Here is an 18,465-nt window from a genome sequence, read left to right on the forward strand (position 1 = left end):
ACTGGAGCCATCAGCCACCACCAGGGAGGAATGCCATGACCGACATCCGCACCAGCTTCGGCAACCAGGGCCTCGTACGCCCCCGCCAGGACCGGCTCATCGGGGGTGTCTGCGCCGGCCTGGGTCGCCGCTTCGGCCTCGGCCCGTGGGTCGCGCGGCTGCTGTTCGTCCTGATCCTGATGGTCGTGCCGGGCAGCCAGCTGCTGATCTACCCGGTGCTGTGGATCCTGATGCCCGACGAGGACGCAGGGGTGTAGCCACCGGGGCTACGTTGAATTGATGGAGCGCCACGAGGTCCTGGTCATCGGCGGCGGCAATGCCGGCGTCTCGCTCGCGGCTCGGCTGCTGCGCGACGGCGCCGAGGACGTCGCCGTCGTGGAGTCGCAGTCCGTGCACCGCTACCGACCACTGCTCAACTACGTGGGCTCCGGCGAGGCGAGCATGTCGTCTCTCGAGCGACCCGCGGCGAAGGTGATGCCCGAGGGTGCCACCTGGATCGAGGACCAGGTGGTCGGCGTCGATCCCGCAGGCCCGAGCGTGCGGCTGGCCAGCGGTCGCGAGGTCGGCTGCACCACGCTCGTGGTCTGCCCGGGCCTCGAGGAGGACTGGGCCGCCACTCCCGGGTTGCAGGAGGCGCAGGAGCAGGGCTGGGCCGGGTCGACCTTCGTGGTCGAGACGGCCCCGGTCGTCTGGCCCGCGCTGCGCCACCTGCGCACCGGCCGGGTCGTCTTCACGGTGCCGCCCGAGCCCGCGCCCTGCGGCGCCACCGCCCTCAAGCCGCTCTTCATGGCCTGCGACCACTGGCGCCGCCAGGGCCTGCTTGACGACATCGAGGTGCACCTGGTGCTCCCGGGCCCCACGCCCCTGGGCCTGGCCGGTCCCGACGAGCGTCTCGAGCGGGTGCTGGCGTCGTACGGCGTGCGGGTGCTGCGCGAGGGCCGGGTCACCGGCCTCGCCGACCGCCGCGTCACCGTGACGACGCCCGAGGGGGAGGTCGAGCTCGACGACGTCACCTACGCCCACGTCGTGCCGCACTACCGGGCGCCGCGGTGGGTGGTCGAGAGCGACCTGGAGGGGGAGAGCGAGGCCGGGCTCGTCGACGTCGACCCGCAGACGATGCGGCACCGCCGGCACCCGTCGGTCTGGTCGCTCGGAGACGTCGCCGACCTGCGCACCCGTCCCTCCGGCGGTGGCCTGCGCAAGCAGGTCGAGGTGCTCTCCCACAACATCACCACCGCCGGCTCCGCGCCCCCGGCAGCACTACGACGGCTACACCGTCATGCCGATCACGACCTCGAAGCGCCGCCTGATGCTCGTCGAGGTCGACCGCGACGGCCGCCCCTCACCCAGCGTGCCGTTCCCCGACCTCACCAAGCCGCGGATGGCCACCTGGTACGCCGACCGCTACGGGCTGCCGTTGACCTACTTCATGCGGATCCTGCGCGGGAAGGTGTAGGCCGGCTCGCCGTCAGCGGCCCCTGCACGCCTGGCCGGGCGACGGCACGGCACCCTTCAGACCCGCGCGCACGAAGATGCCGTAGCTCTGCACGCCGTGGTAGCGCTCGACGCCCGCAGGACTCTGGTTGCCTCGCTCAGCCAGCGCGTCGTCGTCGAAGCCCGGAGGGTTCCCCTCGACCGAGTCCGCGGTGTCGAGGCCGGAGAAGACGCACTCCGAGGAGGCGCGATCGGGCGCGGGGATCTCCTCCCCGTTGCCGTTCACCTCGCCTGCGCTCGCCGCCCCGCCTCCTGACAGCACCAGCCCCACCGCGACCGCGCCCACTCCCACCCAACGACTCATGACCTGTCTCCCTCTCCGCCGACGTCCTGACCGGCCCATCCTCGTCCTGGCCGTCGGCGGGCGGAATCCCTCGATCTGAGGAGATCTCACCCCGTGTGGTGGGGCACCGCTCGCCCCTCAGAGCAGCCCGGCGTGAATGGCGTACGTCGTGCACACGCCAGGTCAGCCCCGAGGCGATGCGCCGACGGCACCCGGACCTGCAGTGAGGAGCTTCCAGGCGACCAGCGCGAACCAGGTGGGCAGGAGCAGCCCGTAGAACAGGTAGCCGAGCCCGAGCACGGGTTGCAGCGCCTCGGAGACGATGCCCAGCGCCCCGGTGACCACGCCGAGGTAGGCCACGGTCCTGCCGAAGCAGCTGTGCCGCATGAGGGTGGAGAGGATCAGGATGGCCGCGGCGGTGAGGACCCCGCCCCAGCCGACGGCGTTGGTGGAGGCGATGAGCGCGTCGGCCGAGATGGCCAGCCCCGCCCGCTCGGCCTCGGTCTCGGCCTCGGCGTAGGAGCTGCTGAGCAGCACCAGTCCGCCCTGCAGCGACTGGGGACTCGCGGCGGTGGCGAGCGCGATGACCTCGGAGACGATCCCGAGGAGCGCGCCGATGGCGGCCACCGACTTGTCGACGCCCTTGAGGGCCACGGCGACGGCGGTGAAGACCACCAGCGCGGGCACCGCCAGCCCGACGAAGCAGAGCAGCTGGGTCAGGTAGACGACCTTGTGGTCGGCGATGTACTCGAGCAGCTCGCGGCCCTCGGTGGGCGGCAGCGGCGCCGTGAAGATCAGCACCACCGGGATCGCCACCAGCAGCACGTAGACGATCGCCGCGTAGCCCCCGACCCTGTAGAGCGTCACCCAGGACGGGTCGGGACGCCCGGCGTCACCGGGGGCGGTGGTGGTCGGCCTGCGTGATGGCTCCATCAGGCAGTGTCGACCGGTGTGCCTCCGCTTGGCCAGCGTGAGGCGTACTGAGCTTGTGGAGCGGACGCGAGGATTTGAACCTCGACCTCTTCCCTGGAAGGGAAGCGCGCTGCAACTACACCACGTCCGCGGAGCCGGCCTCTGGCGAGCCCGGCAGGGGTCAACTATGGACCATCGCTGGGAACGAGACGAACCGAGGGGTCTGGGGCCGGGCGCAGTCGACCGCCCGGCACCTCCTCCGGACGTCGGTCCCAGGACCAGTGCGAGGATGCGTGGATGAGCTGGGGAGACGTCTGGGTCAACGGCGACAAGGTCCGCCCCGAGATCGACGCCGCGGGCCCACGGGCGCCGTGGATCCCCGCGGGCACCATCTCCTCGGAGGAGCGGGCGTTCGTCGAGGCGACGCAGCTGCTGCGGAGGACCCGCGGGGCGCACGCCCGAGCGGTCGAGTTCGACCTCCAGCTCACCTCCGCCGCCGTGGGCAAGGAGCGCGCTGACACGGGGAAAGCCGTCGTCGGCTTCGAGCCGGACGGGTTGTGGCTCGCGGTGGACGTCACCCCGGCGGGGAGCCCCGTGGAGGAGTCGCGCTTCGTGGTGTTTGCGCAGCGTGTGCACGTCGTGGCCGGGGCCCGTCGGGCCGCCCAGCGCGGCACGAAGGGCGGCCCGCGAGGGACCATCCGGCTCCGCGGTCGCGCGCGATCGCGTGAGAGTGCCCTGGAGTGGGGTTACCGGCCGGCTCGGGACTGACCGTCCGACTCGGACGCTTGGGCTGAGCCGATGCCCGGCGGTAACACCAGGTCCGTGCTGCACACCAAACCCTTCGGCGTACGCGTCGACGGTGCCGAGGGAGCAGTGCTCACCACCGTCGATGGCGACCACGTCGTCGACCTGCTCGGCGATTACTCCGCCGGCCTGATGGGCCGCCGGTCAGAGCTGGCGGAGGCGGTGCGGGGAGTGCTTGCTCGGGGGTGGGGGTACGGCGCGATGAGTGCTGGGCTGGTCCATCGGGACTTTGCTCGGCCATATTGAGCGTTCGTCGCCCATTGTCGGTGCAGGGCGACACACTGCCGTCGTGCATGAAATGCAGGGGCGGATGTGACCGCGCCGAAGGGAGGGGCCCTGGTCGGGCCGCGAAGCCAGGCGCGGGTCTCATTTCATAACAACAGCAGCGACGTACGGTCTTTGTGGACCCTGCATCAGGCGGCTAAGACGAGCCGGGCAGTGAAACGGCACCTCGGCCCGGCCAACAAAGGCACTTACCTGCTGGTCGCTGCGCTATGGGAATCGTACTGCGAAGACGTCCTCGCCGAGACTCTCGACGAATTGATCGGAGCCACCGCAGACCCGCACTCGCTTCCTGTAGCAATCCGCCGAGCGGTCGCAAAGGACGTCAGGGCCGATCCGCATGAGCTGAGCCCGTGGGTTCTAGCGGGCACTGGTTGGCGAGAGGTCGTCAAGAACCGGGCTAGGAGGTTGTGCCGCGAGACAGTCTTCAACTCACCGAAGGCGGGGAACGTCGATGAGCTGTTTCGGCGAACCCTAGGCATTCAAAGCATCACGACCAGCTGGACTTCGGTACGCGCGACTGACCCAAGGTCTGCGCTGGATGAGCATCTCGTGCGCCGCGGAGAGCTCGCACACCGGGCCGCTCGTACGACGATCGCCAAGCGACAGGTTTCGGACTTCTACCAGCTGACCAGTGGCCTGGCGGAGTCGATGGACAGCACACTTGGGAACTTCCTCCTGGATGCAGTGGGAAGCGATCCCTTCGCCGCTCGCGACGCAGAGGAGCGGTGACGTGGTGGCTGATGGCGGCGGAATGCCGTCGGTCGCGATGTCCTCCACAGCGTCGGTCTGCGACTAGATCGGGACTGTCGGTGGCTGGTGCTTGGCTGGACTCATGCTCAAGGACGCGGTGGTGGAGGAGATGTCGGAGGACGCTGTCCTCGACACCGCTGCCGAGCTCGCGACCACGGCGCAGCGGGCCGAGGTGGGGTTGTTGCGGGTCGCGTACCGGTGGGCGGTGCTCCACGACCCCGCCCGCCCCGGAGTTATGGACCCCAAGGTGGCGGTGCTGCCGGGTCGGGAGAAGGCCCGCCAGTACGGCGGGGAGGGCACCGCGCCGGTCAGCGAGTTCGCGGCCGCCGAGCTGGGTGTGCGGATCGGGCGCACCACCCACGCGGCGGCGGCGTTGATCGCGGACGCGCAGGACCTGCACCACCGCCACCCCGTCCTGTGGGCACGGGTGGTGGCCGGGGAGGTGCGGTCCTCCTACGCCCGGTTCGTGGTCACCAAGACCCGTGAACTGACCGAACCCGAGGCCGCCTGGGTCGACGCGGAGGTCGCGGAGTCCGCTGATGGCCGGATCCCGTGGACGCGGTTCGAGGCGCTGGTGGTCGGCAAGGTCGCGGCCGCGGCACCGGAGCTGGCGCGGGAGAAGGAGGAACGTGCCCGTCGGGCGACGTTCGCGAAGATCGTCGGCACACCCGAGCACGGGATGGCCTCGTTCCTGATCCGCGCCCCGATCCCGGTCATCGCCCAGCTCGACGCCGCCGTCGGGGCGCTGGCCGAGCGGCTGCGCGAACAGCTGCCAGATGACCCGCACGCCGCCGACCCGATCCGTCAGCCGGTCGGGGAGGAGCAGCCCGACGAGGCGACCACGGTGGTGTGCGCCGACGAGCGCCGGGTGCTGGCGGTGCTGATGCTCGCCCACCCCGACGCCGCCCCCGAGGCCCTCGACCTGACCGGGCTCACACCGAGGGTGGAGGTGGTGGTCCACCTCGACGGCCACGACATCCACACCGACAGCGGCACGGATAGGGTCCCGGCGATCGGGCGGGTCGAGGGCCACGGTCCGGTGACCCGCGAATGGGTCCGCGAGGTCCTCGGCCCGCACGCGAGGTTCACGATCCGCCCGGTCTTCGACCCACTCGGACAAGTACCCGTCGATGCCTACGAGATCCCGGCGCGACATAGGCGGGCCGTGCGACTGATATCGCCGGCCGACGTGTTCCCCTATTCCTCCTGCACCAGCAACACGATGCAGACAGACCACACCGACCCCTGGGCGCCCGGGGTGGCCGGTGGGTCGAGCGAGGTCGGGAACTACGGACCGCTGACCACCAGCCACCACCGCGCCAAGACCTTTGGACACCTGCGGGTCAAGCAACCCTTCCCCGGCATCTTCCTCTGGCGCGACCGCTTCGGTGCCATCTACCTCGTCGACCCCACCGGCACCCGCCGCATCGACCAGGCCGCCTGAGACCGGCGGGGGCTACCCGCTCTCGGCGCTCAGCGCGATCCGGTCCAACAACCCCACCATCGCGTCACGGTCGACCCCGCGCCCGATCATGCCCAAGTAGTACTGCGCCGTCTCGCCGCTGCCCGGCGTCGTCAGCCAGCGCTCCAGCGAGTGCCGCCGGTAGCCCTCCGAGACGTAGCTGACCTCGAGGCCGTCGTACCTCTCCTCGACCACCTCCAGCTCCTGCACCTCCGAGGCGGTCGACAACGCCGAGCGTCGCGCCGCCCGCGCCGCGGGCACGCTCTGGAAGAGGTTCGCCACCTGGCGCACCCGCAGGAAGTAGAGGTTCTCGGCCGCGTCGGGCCCCGGTGGCGGGTACCAGCGCCACTCGCCACCGGCCGAGTCGCTGCGCACCCAGTCGCGCGGCACGGCCAGCGACACCGTGAACGGCGGCGTGCCCAGCACCACCCGTCGCAGCGCCACGCGGTCGGCCAGCGGCGGCTCGTCGCGGTCCTCGCGTACCAGCACCGGCCGGTCCGTCGGGTACGCCGGGTCGACCGCCACCAGCGGGCGCACCTCGCCGATCGGCGTGGGCGGCTCGTGGCCGGCGCGCGCGACGGCGTACCCCGCCACCCCGCCCCCGAGGGCGAGCAGCACCACCACGGCGGTGGCCGACCCGAGTCCGCGCGCGCTCACGCGCTCACGGTAGACCCTCGGTGCCGCTTCGTCGGTGCGGCTGTCCCGGCCCTACCGTTGCGCCATGAGCAGCCTGATCATCCGCCGCGCGCGCCTTGTCCCGGTGCACGCTGGCGACGAGGTGCCCCGCGAGCCGATCGACGTGCAGGTCACCGACGGCGTCGTCACGGCCGTCGGCGAGAGCCTCGACCGACCCGCCGGCGCGCCCGAGGTGCAGGCCGACGGGCGCTGGGTGATCCCCGGCCTCTGGGACCAGCACGTGCACCTGGCGCAGTGGACCCTCTCCTCCGGTCGCCTCGACCTCGCCGGTGCCCGCAGCCCCGAGGCCGCGCTCGCGATGGTCGCCGAGCGGGTCGCGGAGTACCCCGACCTGCCCGTCATCGGCTGGGGCCACCGCTCCGCCGGCTGGGACCGCGACGTCACCGTCAGCGAGCTCGACGCCGTCTCCGGCGAGACCCCCGTGGTGCTGATCTCCGGCGACGGCCACCACGCCTGGCTCAACACCGTCGCCCTGCTCTTCCTCGCCATGCCGGTGCGCGACTCCGTGGTCCGCGAGGCCGAGTGGTTCGCCGCCTACCCCCGCCTGGCCAGCCTCGTCGGCAACGACGGCACCTCGCCCGAGGCCTACCGCCGCACCCTCGATCACGCCGCCTCCATGGGCGTCGCCGGCCTCGTCGACTTCGAGTTCAGCGGCGGCGCCGCCGAGTGGGCCGAGCGCTGGGTCGAGGGCTGTGACGTGCTGCGGGTGCGGATGGCGACGTACGCCGAGGGCCTCGAGCCGGTGCTCGCCCACGGCCTGCGCAGCGGCGACCCGCTGCGCCTCGACCTGCTCGGCGCCGGCCCGGTCGACCCGCGCCTGACCATGGGCCCGCTCAAGATCATCAGCGACGGCTCCCTCAACACCCGCACCGCCTGGTGCTGCGAGCCCTACGGCGACGCCCACCGCCTCGAGTACCCCTCCGGGCAGCCCAACCTCTCCGGCGCCGAGCTGCGCGACCTGCTGCGCACCGCCCACACCGCGGGACTCGAGGTCGCCACGCACGCCATCGGCGACGCCGCTGTCGCCGAGGCGCTGGCGTCGTACGCCGAGACGGGCGCGCGCGGCTCGATCGAGCACGCCCAGATGGTCAACCGCGCCGACGTGCGCGAGATGGCCCGCCTGGGCATCCGGGCCAGCGTGCAGCCGGCCCACCTGCTCGACGACCGCGACCTGACCGACCGGATCTGGGGCGACCGCTCGGCGCGCTGCTTCGCCTTCCGCTGGATGCTCGACGACGGTGTCGCGCTGGCGATGGGCTCCGACGCGCCCGTCTCGCCGCTCGACCCGTGGCTGGCGATGGCCGCCGCGGTGCACCGCAGCGGCGACGAGCGCGAGGCCTGGCACGGCGAGCACGCCCTGACCCCGCAGGAGGTGCTCTCGGCCTCCGTGGACGCCCAGCCTACCGTCGGCGCGGGCAGCCGCGGCGACCTGGTGCTCCTCGACGCCGACCCGCTGCCGCACGGCTCCGCCGAGGAGCAGGCCCGTCAGCTGCGCGACATGCAGGTGGCCGGGACCTGGGTGGCCGGCCGAGAGGTGTTCACCACCTTCGACTGACCCCCGGCCCCGGCCGTACGCCGCTCGGGCGTGGGTCCTGCTCAGAGGTCGACCGGGCGCAGCACGCGGTTGATCGCGTGCCCGATCTGCTTGTTGCCCTTGTTGATGTCGACGGCCACGACCCGGGGGTCCTTGTTGTCGGGGTCCTGGTCGACGAGCGTGATCGAGCCGTTCTTGCCGTTGACGTCGACCGTGACGATCCCGCCCTGGGCGGTCTCGAGCTCGGCGCCGTCGGCCCCGGCCACGGCTCCCGAGTCCAGCGGCTTGCCGGGGACCACGTGGTAGAGCAGCACGGTCTCGAGCGTGTCGACGTCGACATTCTTGACAAGGGCCTTCGCGGCGCGCCGCTCGGTGCGCGCCGCCTTGTTGCCGACCAGGTTGCGGGTCAGCTTCTTGAACGCGAAGTCGTTGGGCAGGAAGGCGGTCGCCTTGAAGTCGCCGTCGGCCAGCACCCCGACCGCGCTGTCCGGCTTGTTCCTCAGCACGACGCGCACGACCCGGTCGAGGACGTCGAAGTCCTTGCCCGTGCGGTCGAACTTGTTGCCGTCCGCGGCGAGGACCTCGGCCAGGCTGGTGTCGCCGTAGCCGCCGCCCCCCTTGGCGTTCTCGTCCTCCCCGGCCTGCGCCGGAGCGGTGGTGGCCATACCCGTGCCGACCAGCAGTCCGGTCGTGGCGAGGGTCGCGACGATCCGGTTCTTGATGGTGCTCATGACGGTTGTTCCCTCCGTAGTGACGGCCCCCTCCCTCAAGGGCGCCTTTCAAGAGTGTTCGCCGTCACACGGGCGTCGGAGTGGTGTGGGAAGGCAAAGGATCGTCGACCTTTTACGCAGTGGTGCGCGAGCTCTTCGACAGCTGCCGCACCAGCTCGTCGGCGACCGCCTCCTGGCCGGCGGCGAAGGGGTGGAAGGCCAGCGCCCGCTCCGGGTCGTTGACCTGGCCGTTGACCCACGGCTCGTCGGCGCAGATGTCGTGGCCGCGGCTCAGCGCGAAGGTGTCGACGTACTCGACGCCGGCGGCCTCGGCGGCGTTCTCGAGGGCGTCCGCGAGGCCGCGGTTGACGGTGCGTGCGAAGGGCAGGTCGCCCTCGGCGAGCGGCAGCAGCTCGGGGCAGGAGCCCTCGGTCGGGATCAGCCGGGGGTAGCCGACCAGCACGACGCGGGCCTGCGGGGCGCGGTCCTGCACGCCGATGAGGGCTGAGGTGACCCGCTCGCTGATCCGGTCGAGGTCGGCGGTCGCGGTGCCGATGGCGGCATCGGTGCAGGGGGTGCCGCCGGCCTCCTCGTCAGCCGCTGCGACGCAGCCCGCGGTGAGCTTGCTGAAGAGCCCGAGGTCGTTGCCGCCGATGCCCACCGTCACCAGGTCGGTGTCGTCGTCGAGCGCGTCGAACTGCGCCGGGCGGGTCTCGCCGTCGAAGGTCTGCTGGGCCCCCACCAGCGACACCGTCTGCGCCCCGGCGCAGCTGACGTCGACCAGCTCGGAGCCGAGCTGCTCGGCGACCAGGCTCGGGTAGTTGCCGCTCGAGCGCAGGCATCCGTCGCCCCGGTCGGTCTCGGGCACGAACGGCGCCGAGGTGTAGGAGTCGCCCAGCGCGACGTACGTCGGGTAGTCGCTCTCGCGGGCGCCCTCGCGGCTGCTGCCGCCCCGCTCCTCGGCGGCCGAAGGGGTCGACGAGGGCGACGACGCGGTGGGCTCCCCGTCGTCGCCGCAGGCCGCCAGCCCGCCCAGGAGCAGGACGGCGGAGGCGGTCGAGACGGCGGCCCGCAGGGCGCGGGAGCGGCGAGAGGTCATGCGCGCCACCGTACGGCGGGCACCCCCACCCCCCCCCTCAACCCAGCGCGATCACCAGGGCCAGCACCGTGGCCGGGTCCTCGAGGTCGTCGCCGAAGAGCTCGCGCAGCTGGCCCATCCGGTAGCGCACGGTCTGGGGGTGCACGAAGAGCTCCTCGGCGACCGCGTCGCGCCGGCCCTGGTGCAGCAGCCACGAGCGCAGGGTCTCGGTGAGCTTCTCGGCGGTCGCCGGGCGCAGGTCGTCCAGCGGCGCCAGCACCGCCGCGCGCAGGTCGGCGCGGGCGTCGGCGTCGGCGGCCAGCACCAGCTCGGGCAGGTGCGCCTCGGTGTCGGGGCCCACGCCGAGCGCCCTGGCCCGGCGGGCGCGGTCGAGCGAGGCGCTGGCCTCGAGCCAGGGCCGGGCCGGGCCGGCGACGGCGTCGCGGCCCTCCAGCGTGCGCAGCAGCGCGCCGCGTGCGCGTCCGTGGGCGTCGGGCACCAGCAGCAGCCCGCCCTCCTCGATGTCGGGAGCCTCGGCCACCGCGATGGTCGCGCCGGGCAGCGAGACCAGCACCGGGCGCACCTGCGAGTCGGGCATCAGCACCGCGGTCAGCGTGGTCGGCGGCTCCCACTCGGCGCGGGTGGCGGTCTCGAGCACGGTCTCGGCGGGGGCGCCGGTCAGCAGCTGGCGGGCCAGGCGCTCCAGCAGCCGCTGGCGCACCCGGCCGGTGGTGGCCAGCTCGTCGGCATGGCCGGCGACGCTGGCCGCCGACAGCTCGTCGATGTAGGCGAAGACCAGCTCGGCGAAGCCGCCCAGCGTCTCCGCGTCCATCCCGGCCCGCACGGCGGTCGTCGACATCTCCCGCCACGAGACCCGCGCCCCGATCCGGTACGCCGAGAGCAGGGCGTCGGTCGTGCGCCCGGCGCGCGCCTCGCCCCGCCCCAGCTGGTAGGCGCCCTCCACCGACGGGGCGGTGGGGGTGCGGGGGTCGGCGCCGCGCCGACCCCCGGCCAGGGACAGGAACCCGCCCAGCGCCAGCTGCACCGCGTTGCGGATGTTCTCGCCCATCGAGCCGGTCAGCGCGTCGTCGTACGACGGCACCTCGGCGATGATGGCCGCCACCACCCGGTCGGCCACCGAGGCCAGGTCGGCGCGCATCTCGGTGACCGCCTGCGCGGGCAGCTGGAGGCCGTGGCCGGCGATGTGCGCGGGAAGCCGTCGAGCCATCTTGTTCGCTCCGAACAATAGTGTGGCAAAAGTCTGCATCGTCTGCACAGGACTTTAGCGGCTCTGTCCAGCACAGTGGAACACATGACCAGCACCGCCTTCCGAGCTCCCACCACCACGGCCCGTCCGTCGTGGTCGGCCGCCCTGCGCCGGCAGGCCCGCCGCGTCGCCGAGGCCGCCGTGACGCCGCTCGAGGTCGACGACGTCCTCGACGTCTTCCACCCGCTGCGCCGCGGCGCCCCTCTGCGCGGACGGATCACGGCGGTGCGCCCCGAGACCGACGACGCGGCCACGATCGAGATCAAGCCGGGCGCCGACTGGGCCGGGCACGTGCCGGGCCAGTACCTGCGCATCGGCATCGACGTCGACGGCGTGCGCCACTGGCGCGCCTACTCCCTCACCCACGGCCCGCGCCGCGACGGGCTGATCTCGATCACCGTCAAGGCCGTGCCCGACGGCAAGGTCAGCGACTTCCTCGTGCACCGCGCCACCGCGGGCACGATGGTCCACCTCGAGCAGGCGGCCGGCGAGTTCGTGCTGCCCGAGACCGTGGTCGGCCAGCCCACCAAGCTGCTCTTCGTCACCGCCGGCTCCGGCATCACCCCGGTCATCGGGATGCTGCGCAACCTCTTCCCGGCCACCGACACCGGCGTGCTGCGCCTGCGCCGCAGCGACGACCTCGACATCGTGGTCGTCCACGTCGCGCCGACCGAGCCCAGCTCGATCTTCCGCGACGACCTGGTCGCCCTCGACGAGGCCGGCGCGATCCGCCTGGTGGCGCGCTACGACGACACCCACGGGGTGCTCGACGTGGCCGACCTCGACGAGCTCGTGCCCGACCTCGCCGAGCGCCGCACCTTCGCGTGCGGGCCCTCCGGGCTCCTCGACGCCCTCGAGGTGCACCACCGCGAGGCCGGCGTCGACCTCTTCGTCGAGCAGTTCCGCACCGCCCGCGTCGCGCCCGGCGAGGGCGGCGCGGTCACCTTCGAGCAGGGCGGCACGGTCGTCGAGGCCGACGGCGCCACCCCCATCCTCGACGCGGCCGAGGAGGCCGGCGTCCTGATGCCCAGCGGCTGCCGGATGGGCATCTGCATGGGCTGCGTGCTGCCGCTGAAGGAGGGCTCGGTGCGCGACCTGCGCAACGGCGAGGTCACCACCGCCGTGCCCGGCGAGACCGACCCGCGCGGCGTGCTCGTCCAGACCTGCGTGAGCGCCGCCGCCGGCGCCTGCGCCATCGACCACTGACTCCGATCGACCACTGACCCGATCGACTCGAGGAGACCCACATGACTGCCATCACCCGCAAGCCCGAGAACCCGATCGCGCACCTGAGCGACGCCGACATCGAGGAGATCGGCGCGCGCCTCGACGCGATCCGCCAGGAGGTCGTCGACACCCGCGGCGCCGACGACGCGGCGTACATCCGCAAGGTCATCGACGTGCAGCGCAAGCTCGAGCTGGGCTCGCGCGCGGTGCTGCTGGCCAGCGTCTTCCCGCCGGCCTGGGTGCTCGGCACCCTCGGTCTCAGCGTGGCCAAGATCCTCGACAACATGGAGATCGGCCACAACATCATGCACGGCCAGTGGGACTGGATGCGCGACCCGAAGATCCACTCGAGCACCTGGGAGTGGGACAACGCCACCCCGAGCGACGCGTGGAAGCACAGCCACAACGAGGTCCACCACACGTACACGAACATCGTGGGCAAGGACAACGACCTCGGCTACGGCATCATGCGCGTCGACGAGGACCAGCGCTGGGTGCCGATGTACCTCGCGCAGCCGCTGTGGAACTTCATCAACGCCTGCTTCTTCGAGTACGGCATCGCCGCCTACGACCTCGAGCTCGGCAAGAACCTGCGCACCCCCAAGCACAAGCGCTCGGAGGTGTTCAAGGCCAACGTCAAGGGCACCCTGGGCAAGATCCGCAAGCAGGCGACCAAGGACTACGTCGTGCACCCGGTGCTGTCGATCCCGACCGGCTCCTTCGTGCCGACCCTGGCCGCCAACGCCACCGCCAACCTGGTGCGCAACCTGTGGACGCACTCGGTGATCATGTGCGGCCACTTCCCCGAGGGCGTCGAGACCTTCGAGAAGAAGGAGATCCCCGAGAAGGAGACCCGGGGCCAGTGGTACGTGCGCCAGATGCTCGGCTCGGCCAACATCTCCGGCTCCAAGGCGATGCACCTGATGACCGGCAACCTCTCGCACCAGATCGAGCACCACCTCTTCCCCGACCTGCCCTCCAACCGCTACGCCGAGGTCTCGGTGAAGGTGAAGGCGATCTTCGACGAGTACGGCCTGAACTACCACGAGGCCTCGCTGCCGGCGCAGGTCTACTCGGCCTGGCACAAGGTCGTGCGTCTGTCGCTGCCCAACGGCTGGATGGCCACCACCAACGCCAAGAACCTGCCGAGCCAGCTCAAGCTGCTCTACGGCATGACCACCAAGGGTCCCAAGGTGCGTCGTGCGGCGCAGGCCCGGCTGCAGCAGCAGGCGCGCAAGCTCGCCACCGCCGCCTGATCAGGCTCGCCCCACCGGCCTGCGCATGCGGTAGGTGCCCTGCCGCACCTCGTAGCCCAGGGCGGCGTTGACGGCGCGGATGCCGTGGTTGTGCTCCTCGTTCTCGGTCAGCGCCACCTTGGCGCCGGCCGAGGCGGCGCGGCGGTGCAGCTCCATCTTCACCGTCAGCGCCAGCCCGTGGCCGCGGTGCACCGGGTCCACGCCGGTGTAGGCCACGAAGAGCTCGGTGCCGACCACGGTGCCCTGGGCGATCGCCGCCGGGCGGCCCTCGACCCGGGCCAGCACCCCCACCGAGCGGGCTCCCTGGCTGGAGGAGAGCAGCGACGCGGCGGTGACGTAGCGACCGCCGCGCACCGCCTCGGGGTTGGTCTGGCTGGCGCGCAGCATCGCGTCGAAGGCCGCCTGGTCGCGCACCCGCAGGTCGTCGCAGGCCACCAGCTCGACCCCGGCCGGCAGCAGCGGCTCGGGCAGGTCGACCAGCGCCAGCGCCGACTCGATCGAGAGCTCCTCGACCTCGTAGCCCCAGTGCCGGGCCACCTCGAGGCTGCGCGGCTCGTCGTCGAAGACCTTGGTGGTCAGCAGCGTGGTGCCCGCCGGCGTGCGCGCGGCGAGTGCCCGGTGCAGCGCCGAGCCGACGCCGCAGCCCTCGGCCTCGGCGCTGACCGTGACCCACTCCGCGGCCCAGCCCTCGGGCAGGTGCGTGGCGCGGGTGATCCACCCGTAGCCGATGGTGGTGCCGTCGCCGCGCACCGCGCGCAGCGCCACCAGCCCGGGCCAGGTCTCGGGCACCATCAGCTGCCACCCGGCGTCCGACGGGCTCAGGTGCCGGTTGCGTCGCACGCCCAGCGCGATCAGCGCCTCGTACTGCTCGGAGGTGGCCTGCTCGACCCGCATCCTCCGAGCATGGCACTACACGGGGGCGGTGGCGAGGGGCTCGTCGTCCTCGTGCCCGGCCTCGGTCGCGGCGCGCAGGCGGGACTGCTGGGTGGCCATCAGCACGGTGGCCAGCAGGGTCGTGGCGACGGTGACCGAGAAGGCGGCGGTCGAGCCGTGCGCGTCGGCGAGCCGGCCGGCGACCGAGGAGCCCAGCGCGTAGCCGATGCCGGTGGCGCTGGCCAGGGTCGTCATCGCCGCACCCACGCGCGGGCGCGGCACCACGCGCTCGGCGAGCGAGAAGACCGCGATCATGTACGGCGCGACCGCGCAGCCCAGCACCAGCACCACGGCGGTGGCGCCGAGCAGGCTGTCCACCAGGAGCAGCGGCCAGCTCAGGGCGGCGAGCGCCAGCGCGGCGACCAGGGCCCGCCGCTCGTGGCCGACCCTCTCGGGCAGGTACGCCGTCGCGATGCCGGCCACCGCGCTGCCGACGCCGAGCGTGGCGTGCACCAGCCCGGCGACACCCGGCTGGCCGGCCTCGGTGGCCAGCACCGTGGCGCCGGTCTGGGTGGCGCCGAAGAGCACGCCGACGAGCAGCTGCGCGGCGCCCAGCACCACGAACACGACGCTGACCAGGCGCCCGGGGTGCACCGCGTGGTCGTGGCGGGGGACCAGGCGCGCCGAGCCGTCGAGGGCGAAGGCGCTGCCGAAGACGGCCAGCAGCACCGCGGCCAGGACCAGCCCGCCGCCGGGGGAGACCAGCACCGCGGCCAGGCCGATCAGGGCGGGGCCGAGCGCGAACGAGGCCTCGTCGGCCGCGCCCTCGTACGAGAACGCGGCGTCGACCAGGCGACGCTGCTGCGGGCCGGTGCCGCTGGTCAGCGGGCGCCAGCGCACCCGCGCCAGCGGACCGACCTGGGGCATCGCCAGGCCCGTCGCCGCGGCGATGGCCACGACGGTCGCGTCACCGGCGTCGCCGCCGACCGCGGTCACGAGCAGCACGAGGCCGGTGGCGCCCAGCAGCGACTGGACGAGCACGACAGGACGCTGGCCGATCCGGTCGGCGAGCGAGCCCGCGGCCGGCGCGCCCAGGGCGTTGGCCACGGCCAGGGCGCCGGCCGACAGGCCGCCGAGCCCGTAGCTGCCCGACGCGGTCGAGACGAGCAGGAGGGTGCCGAGCTGGCTCATCGCCAGCGGGAGACGGCCGAGGAACGCCACCAGGACGTAGGTGGGGCCGGCGAGGGCGATCAGTCGCCGGTAGGAGGACAGGGGGCTCACGGGTGGTGCCTTTCGGGTGCGTCACAGCGACGCGCCGAACCCACCTCCAAGCGCGCGTTGAACCCTCTGCGCGCCCGATGCTACAGCTCGAGCATCCGGGTGGTCTCCTCGCGCATCTCCACCTTGCGGACCTTGCCGGTCACCGTCATCGGGAACTCCTCGACGACCAGCACGTAGCGCGGGATCTTGAAGTGTGCGAGGCGGCCCTCGCAGAAGGCGCGCACCGCGGCGGCGTCGAGGGGCTCGGCGCTGTCGCGCAGCTTCAGCCACGCGCAGAGCTCCTCGCCGTAGCGCTCGTCGGGCACCCCGATCACCTGCACGTCCTCGACGTCGGGGTGGGTGTGCAGGAACTCCTCGATCTCGCGGGGGTAGATGTTCTCACCGCCGCGGATCACCATGTCCTTGATCCGGCCCACGATCGTGCAGTAGCCGTCCTCGCGCATCACCGCCAGGTCGCCGGTGTGCATCCAGCCGTCGGCGTCGATCGCCTCGGCGGTGCGGTCGGGGTCGTCCCAGTAGCCGCGCATCACCGAGTAGCCGCGGGTGCAGTACTCCCCGGCGGTGCCCCGGGGCAGGGTCTCGCCGCTGACCGGGTCGACCACCTTGATCTCCAGGTGCGGGTGCACCCGGCCGATGGTCGCCGTACGCCGCTCGAGGTCGTCGTCGACGCGGGTCTGGCAGCTGACCGGCGAAGTCTCGGTCATGCCGTAGGCGATGGCCACCTCGCTCATGTGCATGTCGTCGACGCAGCGCTTCATCACCTCGACCGGGCAGACCGAGCCGGCCATGATGCCGGTGCGCAGCGACGACAGGTCGTGCTCGGCGAAGGTGGGGTGCGACTGCATCGCGATGAACATCGTCGGCACGCCGTAGACACCGGTGCAGCGCTCCTCGGCGATCGTGCGCAGCGTCGTCTCGGGGTCGAAGCCGGGCGCCGGGATCACCATCGTGGTGCCGTGGGAGGTGCAGCCCAGGTTGCCCATCACCATGCCGAAGCAGTGGTAGAAGGGCACCGGGATGCACAGTCGGTCGTCGGGGCCCAGGCCGATCAGCTCGGTGGTCATAAAGCCGTTGCCCAGGATGTTGCGGTGCGTCAGCGTCGCGCCCTTGGGGTAGCCGGTGGTGCCCGAGGTGTACTGGATGTTGATCGGGTCGTCGGGGTGCAGCGAGGTCGCGCGCTCGCGCAGGGCCTCGTCGGTGATGTCGGCGCCGCCGGCGACCAGGGCGTCCCAGTCGTCGGTGCCGATGTGCACCACCCGGCGCAGGTCGGGGCACTGCGGGGCGACCTCGCGCAGCATCGCGGTGTAGTCGCTGGACTTGAACGACGTCGCGGCCACCATCAGCGCCAGCCCGCTCTGGTTGATCGCGTAGGACAGCTCGTGGGTGCGGTAGGCCGGGTTGACGTTGACCAGCACGGCGCCGGCGCGGGCGGCGGCGTACTGCACCAGGGTCCACTCTGCGCAGTTCGGCGCCCAGATCCCGACCCGGTCGCCCTTCTCGACGCCGGCGGCCATCAGCCCCTTGGCGACGCGGTCGACGTCGTCCTCGAGCTCGCGCCAGGTCCAGCGGCGCCCGCTGGCGACCTCGACGAGCGCCTCCCGGTCGGGGTGGGCGGCGACGGTGCGCGAGAGGTCGGCGCCGATCGTGGTGTCCGGCAGGGGCGGCTCGGTGGGGCCGGCGGCGTAGGAGTCCTGGGTCACAGGCGTACCTCACCAGTCCGCGCTGGTCTGGACAAGCCCGGGGTCTGGCAGGCTCACCCGGATGAGGGTGAGCAGGGTCGGGTACGCCGCCGCCAAGGGCACGCGGCACCTCGCGCGCGAGCGCCTGGTGCTCGCCGCGGACGGGGTCGTCGGCGACCGGCGCTGGTGCTTCGTCGACGTCGCCGCGCGGCGGGTGCTGCGCACCGTGGCCCACCCGGGGCTGGTGGGGCTGGTCCTCGACGAGGTCGGCGACGAGCTGGTGCTCTCGCCGCCCGGCGGTGCGCCGGTGCGTGCCCCCGTCGTGCTCTCGGGTGAGTCGGTCACCTGTGACTACTGGGGCCGCGAGGTGGCGCTCGAGCTGGTCGACGGGCCCTTCGCCGAGGCCGCCTCCGCCCACCTCGGTGTCCCGGTGCGGCTGGCGCGGGCGCCGGCCGGCGGGGTCGTCTACGGCGGCTCGGTCAGCCTCGTCGGCGCCGAGTCGGTCGCGGCGCTCGGCGACCTGGACCCGGCGCGGGTCCGCGCCAACATCGTGGTGCAGACCGGGGCGGCGTTCGCCGAGGACGACTGGGTCGGTCGTGACGTGGCCGTCGGCTCCGCCGTCGTGCGGGTCGTGTCCCGCACGCCGCGCTGCGCCGTGCTCGACCTCGACCCCGCCACTGGCACCCGCGGCCCCGGAGTCCTGGCCGCCCTCGCCACCCTGCGCGGCACCCCCACCCTCGGCGTCGACGGCCACGTCCTGCGCCCCGGCCTCGTCCACCCCGGCGACCCCGTGGTCCCCGCCGTCGTTGGTTGAGGAGGTTGCGCAGCAACCGTCTCGAGACCCGGCGACCCCATGGCGTACGGCGGGCGCGGT

The 18,465-nt window shown here is 72.7% G+C and carries 19 protein-coding genes, 1 tRNA gene and 1 pseudogene; 11 read left to right on the forward strand and 10 right to left on the reverse strand.

What is annotated here, in order from left to right:
* Positions 1–35 precede the first annotated feature (35 nt).
* The 3 genes and pseudogenes from QWJ41_RS00810 to QWJ41_RS00820 all read left to right on the forward strand — a co-directional run bounded on the left by QWJ41_RS00810 (position 36) and on the right by QWJ41_RS00820 (position 1,456).
* On the forward strand, positions 36–257 hold the full coding sequence (locus tag QWJ41_RS00810) for a PspC domain-containing protein (protein ID WP_302705222.1): 222 nt from the start codon (positions 36–38) through the stop codon (positions 255–257).
* Positions 258–279: 22 nt separating this feature from the next.
* Positions 280–573, forward strand: a pseudogene (locus tag QWJ41_RS22020) (FAD-dependent oxidoreductase); the annotation flags it as partial.
* Positions 574–1,279: 706 nt separating this feature from the next.
* The gene (locus QWJ41_RS00820; protein ID WP_302705224.1) at positions 1,280–1,456 is read left to right on the forward strand and encodes a hypothetical protein; all 177 of its coding nucleotides are present in this window, start codon (positions 1,280–1,282) and stop codon (positions 1,454–1,456) included.
* A 12-nt stretch (positions 1,457–1,468) separates the two neighbouring features.
* Here QWJ41_RS00820 and QWJ41_RS00825 read toward each other — a convergent pair whose 3' ends face one another.
* The 3 genes from QWJ41_RS00825 to QWJ41_RS00835 all read right to left on the reverse strand — a co-directional run bounded on the left by QWJ41_RS00825 (position 1,469) and on the right by QWJ41_RS00835 (position 2,840).
* A complete protein-coding gene (locus tag QWJ41_RS00825) occupies positions 1,469–1,798 on the reverse strand; it encodes a hypothetical protein (RefSeq protein WP_302705225.1) in 330 nt (109 codons plus the stop codon).
* Positions 1,799–1,960: 162 nt separating this feature from the next.
* Complete coding sequence (locus tag QWJ41_RS00830) at positions 1,961–2,644, reverse strand: hypothetical protein (RefSeq protein WP_302705226.1); 684 nt, start codon at positions 2,642–2,644, stop codon at positions 1,961–1,963.
* Positions 2,645–2,766: 122 nt separating this feature from the next.
* Positions 2,767–2,840 (reverse strand) — tRNA-Gly (locus QWJ41_RS00835).
* A gap of 146 nt (positions 2,841–2,986) precedes the next feature.
* Between QWJ41_RS00835 and QWJ41_RS00840 the strand changes: the two genes are divergently transcribed.
* From QWJ41_RS00840 to QWJ41_RS00855, 4 genes are all read left to right on the forward strand, one after another.
* Positions 2,987–3,457: a hypothetical protein gene (locus tag QWJ41_RS00840; protein WP_302705227.1), complete on the forward strand. Its 471-nt coding sequence runs from the start codon at positions 2,987–2,989 to the stop codon at positions 3,455–3,457.
* A 54-nt stretch (positions 3,458–3,511) separates the two neighbouring features.
* Positions 3,512–3,739: a hypothetical protein gene (locus QWJ41_RS00845; RefSeq protein ID WP_302705228.1), complete on the forward strand. Its 228-nt coding sequence runs from the start codon at positions 3,512–3,514 to the stop codon at positions 3,737–3,739.
* A 192-nt stretch (positions 3,740–3,931) separates the two neighbouring features.
* Positions 3,932–4,507, forward strand: a complete 576-nt coding sequence (locus QWJ41_RS00850) for a HEPN domain-containing protein (protein WP_302705229.1) — start codon at positions 3,932–3,934, stop codon at positions 4,505–4,507.
* Between the two features lie 103 nt (positions 4,508–4,610).
* Complete coding sequence (locus tag QWJ41_RS00855; RefSeq protein ID WP_302705230.1) at positions 4,611–5,972, forward strand: HNH endonuclease signature motif containing protein; 1,362 nt, start codon at positions 4,611–4,613, stop codon at positions 5,970–5,972.
* A gap of 12 nt (positions 5,973–5,984) precedes the next feature.
* Here the strand turns inward: QWJ41_RS00855 and QWJ41_RS00860 are convergent, their stop codons facing one another.
* Positions 5,985–6,647 carry a hypothetical protein gene (locus QWJ41_RS00860; RefSeq protein ID WP_302705232.1) on the reverse strand — a complete coding sequence of 221 codons (663 nt, stop codon included), beginning with the start codon at positions 6,645–6,647 and terminating at the stop codon, positions 5,985–5,987.
* 64 nt (positions 6,648–6,711) lie between these two features.
* Here QWJ41_RS00860 and QWJ41_RS00865 point away from each other — a divergent pair, with 64 nt between their 5' ends.
* Positions 6,712–8,241, forward strand: a complete 1,530-nt coding sequence (locus QWJ41_RS00865; protein ID WP_302705233.1) for an amidohydrolase — start codon at positions 6,712–6,714, stop codon at positions 8,239–8,241.
* 41 nt (positions 8,242–8,282) lie between these two features.
* On the opposite strand, the gene QWJ41_RS00870 is transcribed toward QWJ41_RS00865, so the two are convergent.
* The 3 genes from QWJ41_RS00870 to QWJ41_RS00880 form a co-directional block, all read right to left on the reverse strand.
* On the reverse strand, positions 8,283–8,951 hold the full coding sequence (locus QWJ41_RS00870; RefSeq protein ID WP_302705234.1) for a fasciclin domain-containing protein: 669 nt from the start codon (positions 8,949–8,951) through the stop codon (positions 8,283–8,285).
* Positions 8,952–9,063: 112 nt separating this feature from the next.
* Entirely contained in the window at positions 9,064–10,029 is a 966-nt protein-coding gene (locus QWJ41_RS00875) for an SGNH/GDSL hydrolase family protein (RefSeq protein ID WP_302705235.1), read from the reverse strand.
* Between the two features lie 37 nt (positions 10,030–10,066).
* Positions 10,067–11,236, reverse strand: a complete 1,170-nt coding sequence (locus tag QWJ41_RS00880) for a PucR family transcriptional regulator (protein WP_302705236.1) — start codon at positions 11,234–11,236, stop codon at positions 10,067–10,069.
* An 84-nt stretch (positions 11,237–11,320) separates the two neighbouring features.
* On the opposite strand from QWJ41_RS00880, the gene QWJ41_RS00885 reads away from it, so the two are divergent.
* Together QWJ41_RS00885 and QWJ41_RS00890 are read left to right on the forward strand one after the other, a co-directional pair.
* Entirely contained in the window at positions 11,321–12,481 is a 1,161-nt protein-coding gene (locus QWJ41_RS00885; RefSeq protein WP_302705237.1) for a ferredoxin reductase, read from the forward strand.
* A 41-nt stretch (positions 12,482–12,522) separates the two neighbouring features.
* Positions 12,523–13,758: a fatty acid desaturase family protein gene (locus tag QWJ41_RS00890; RefSeq protein WP_302705238.1), complete on the forward strand. Its 1,236-nt coding sequence runs from the start codon at positions 12,523–12,525 to the stop codon at positions 13,756–13,758.
* Here QWJ41_RS00890 and QWJ41_RS00895 read toward each other — a convergent pair whose 3' ends face one another.
* The 3 genes from QWJ41_RS00895 to QWJ41_RS00905 all read right to left on the reverse strand — a co-directional run bounded on the left by QWJ41_RS00895 (position 13,759) and on the right by QWJ41_RS00905 (position 17,612).
* Positions 13,759–14,652, reverse strand: coding sequence for a GNAT family N-acetyltransferase (locus QWJ41_RS00895; RefSeq protein ID WP_302705239.1), 894 nt, complete (start codon positions 14,650–14,652; stop codon positions 13,759–13,761). It abuts the gene before it with no gap.
* Between the two features lie 15 nt (positions 14,653–14,667).
* Entirely contained in the window at positions 14,668–15,912 is a 1,245-nt protein-coding gene (locus QWJ41_RS00900) for an MFS transporter (RefSeq protein ID WP_302705240.1), read from the reverse strand.
* Between the two features lie 80 nt (positions 15,913–15,992).
* On the reverse strand, positions 15,993–17,612 hold the full coding sequence (locus QWJ41_RS00905) for an AMP-binding protein (RefSeq protein WP_302705241.1): 1,620 nt from the start codon (positions 17,610–17,612) through the stop codon (positions 15,993–15,995).
* A gap of 61 nt (positions 17,613–17,673) precedes the next feature.
* On the opposite strand from QWJ41_RS00905, the gene QWJ41_RS00910 reads away from it, so the two are divergent.
* Complete coding sequence (locus QWJ41_RS00910) at positions 17,674–18,405, forward strand: MOSC domain-containing protein (RefSeq protein WP_302705242.1); 732 nt, start codon at positions 17,674–17,676, stop codon at positions 18,403–18,405.
* Positions 18,406–18,465 lie beyond the last annotated feature (60 nt).

The organism is Nocardioides cremeus, from assembly GCF_030518195.1.
Taxonomy (GTDB): domain Bacteria; phylum Actinomycetota; class Actinomycetes; order Propionibacteriales; family Nocardioidaceae; genus Nocardioides; species Nocardioides cremeus.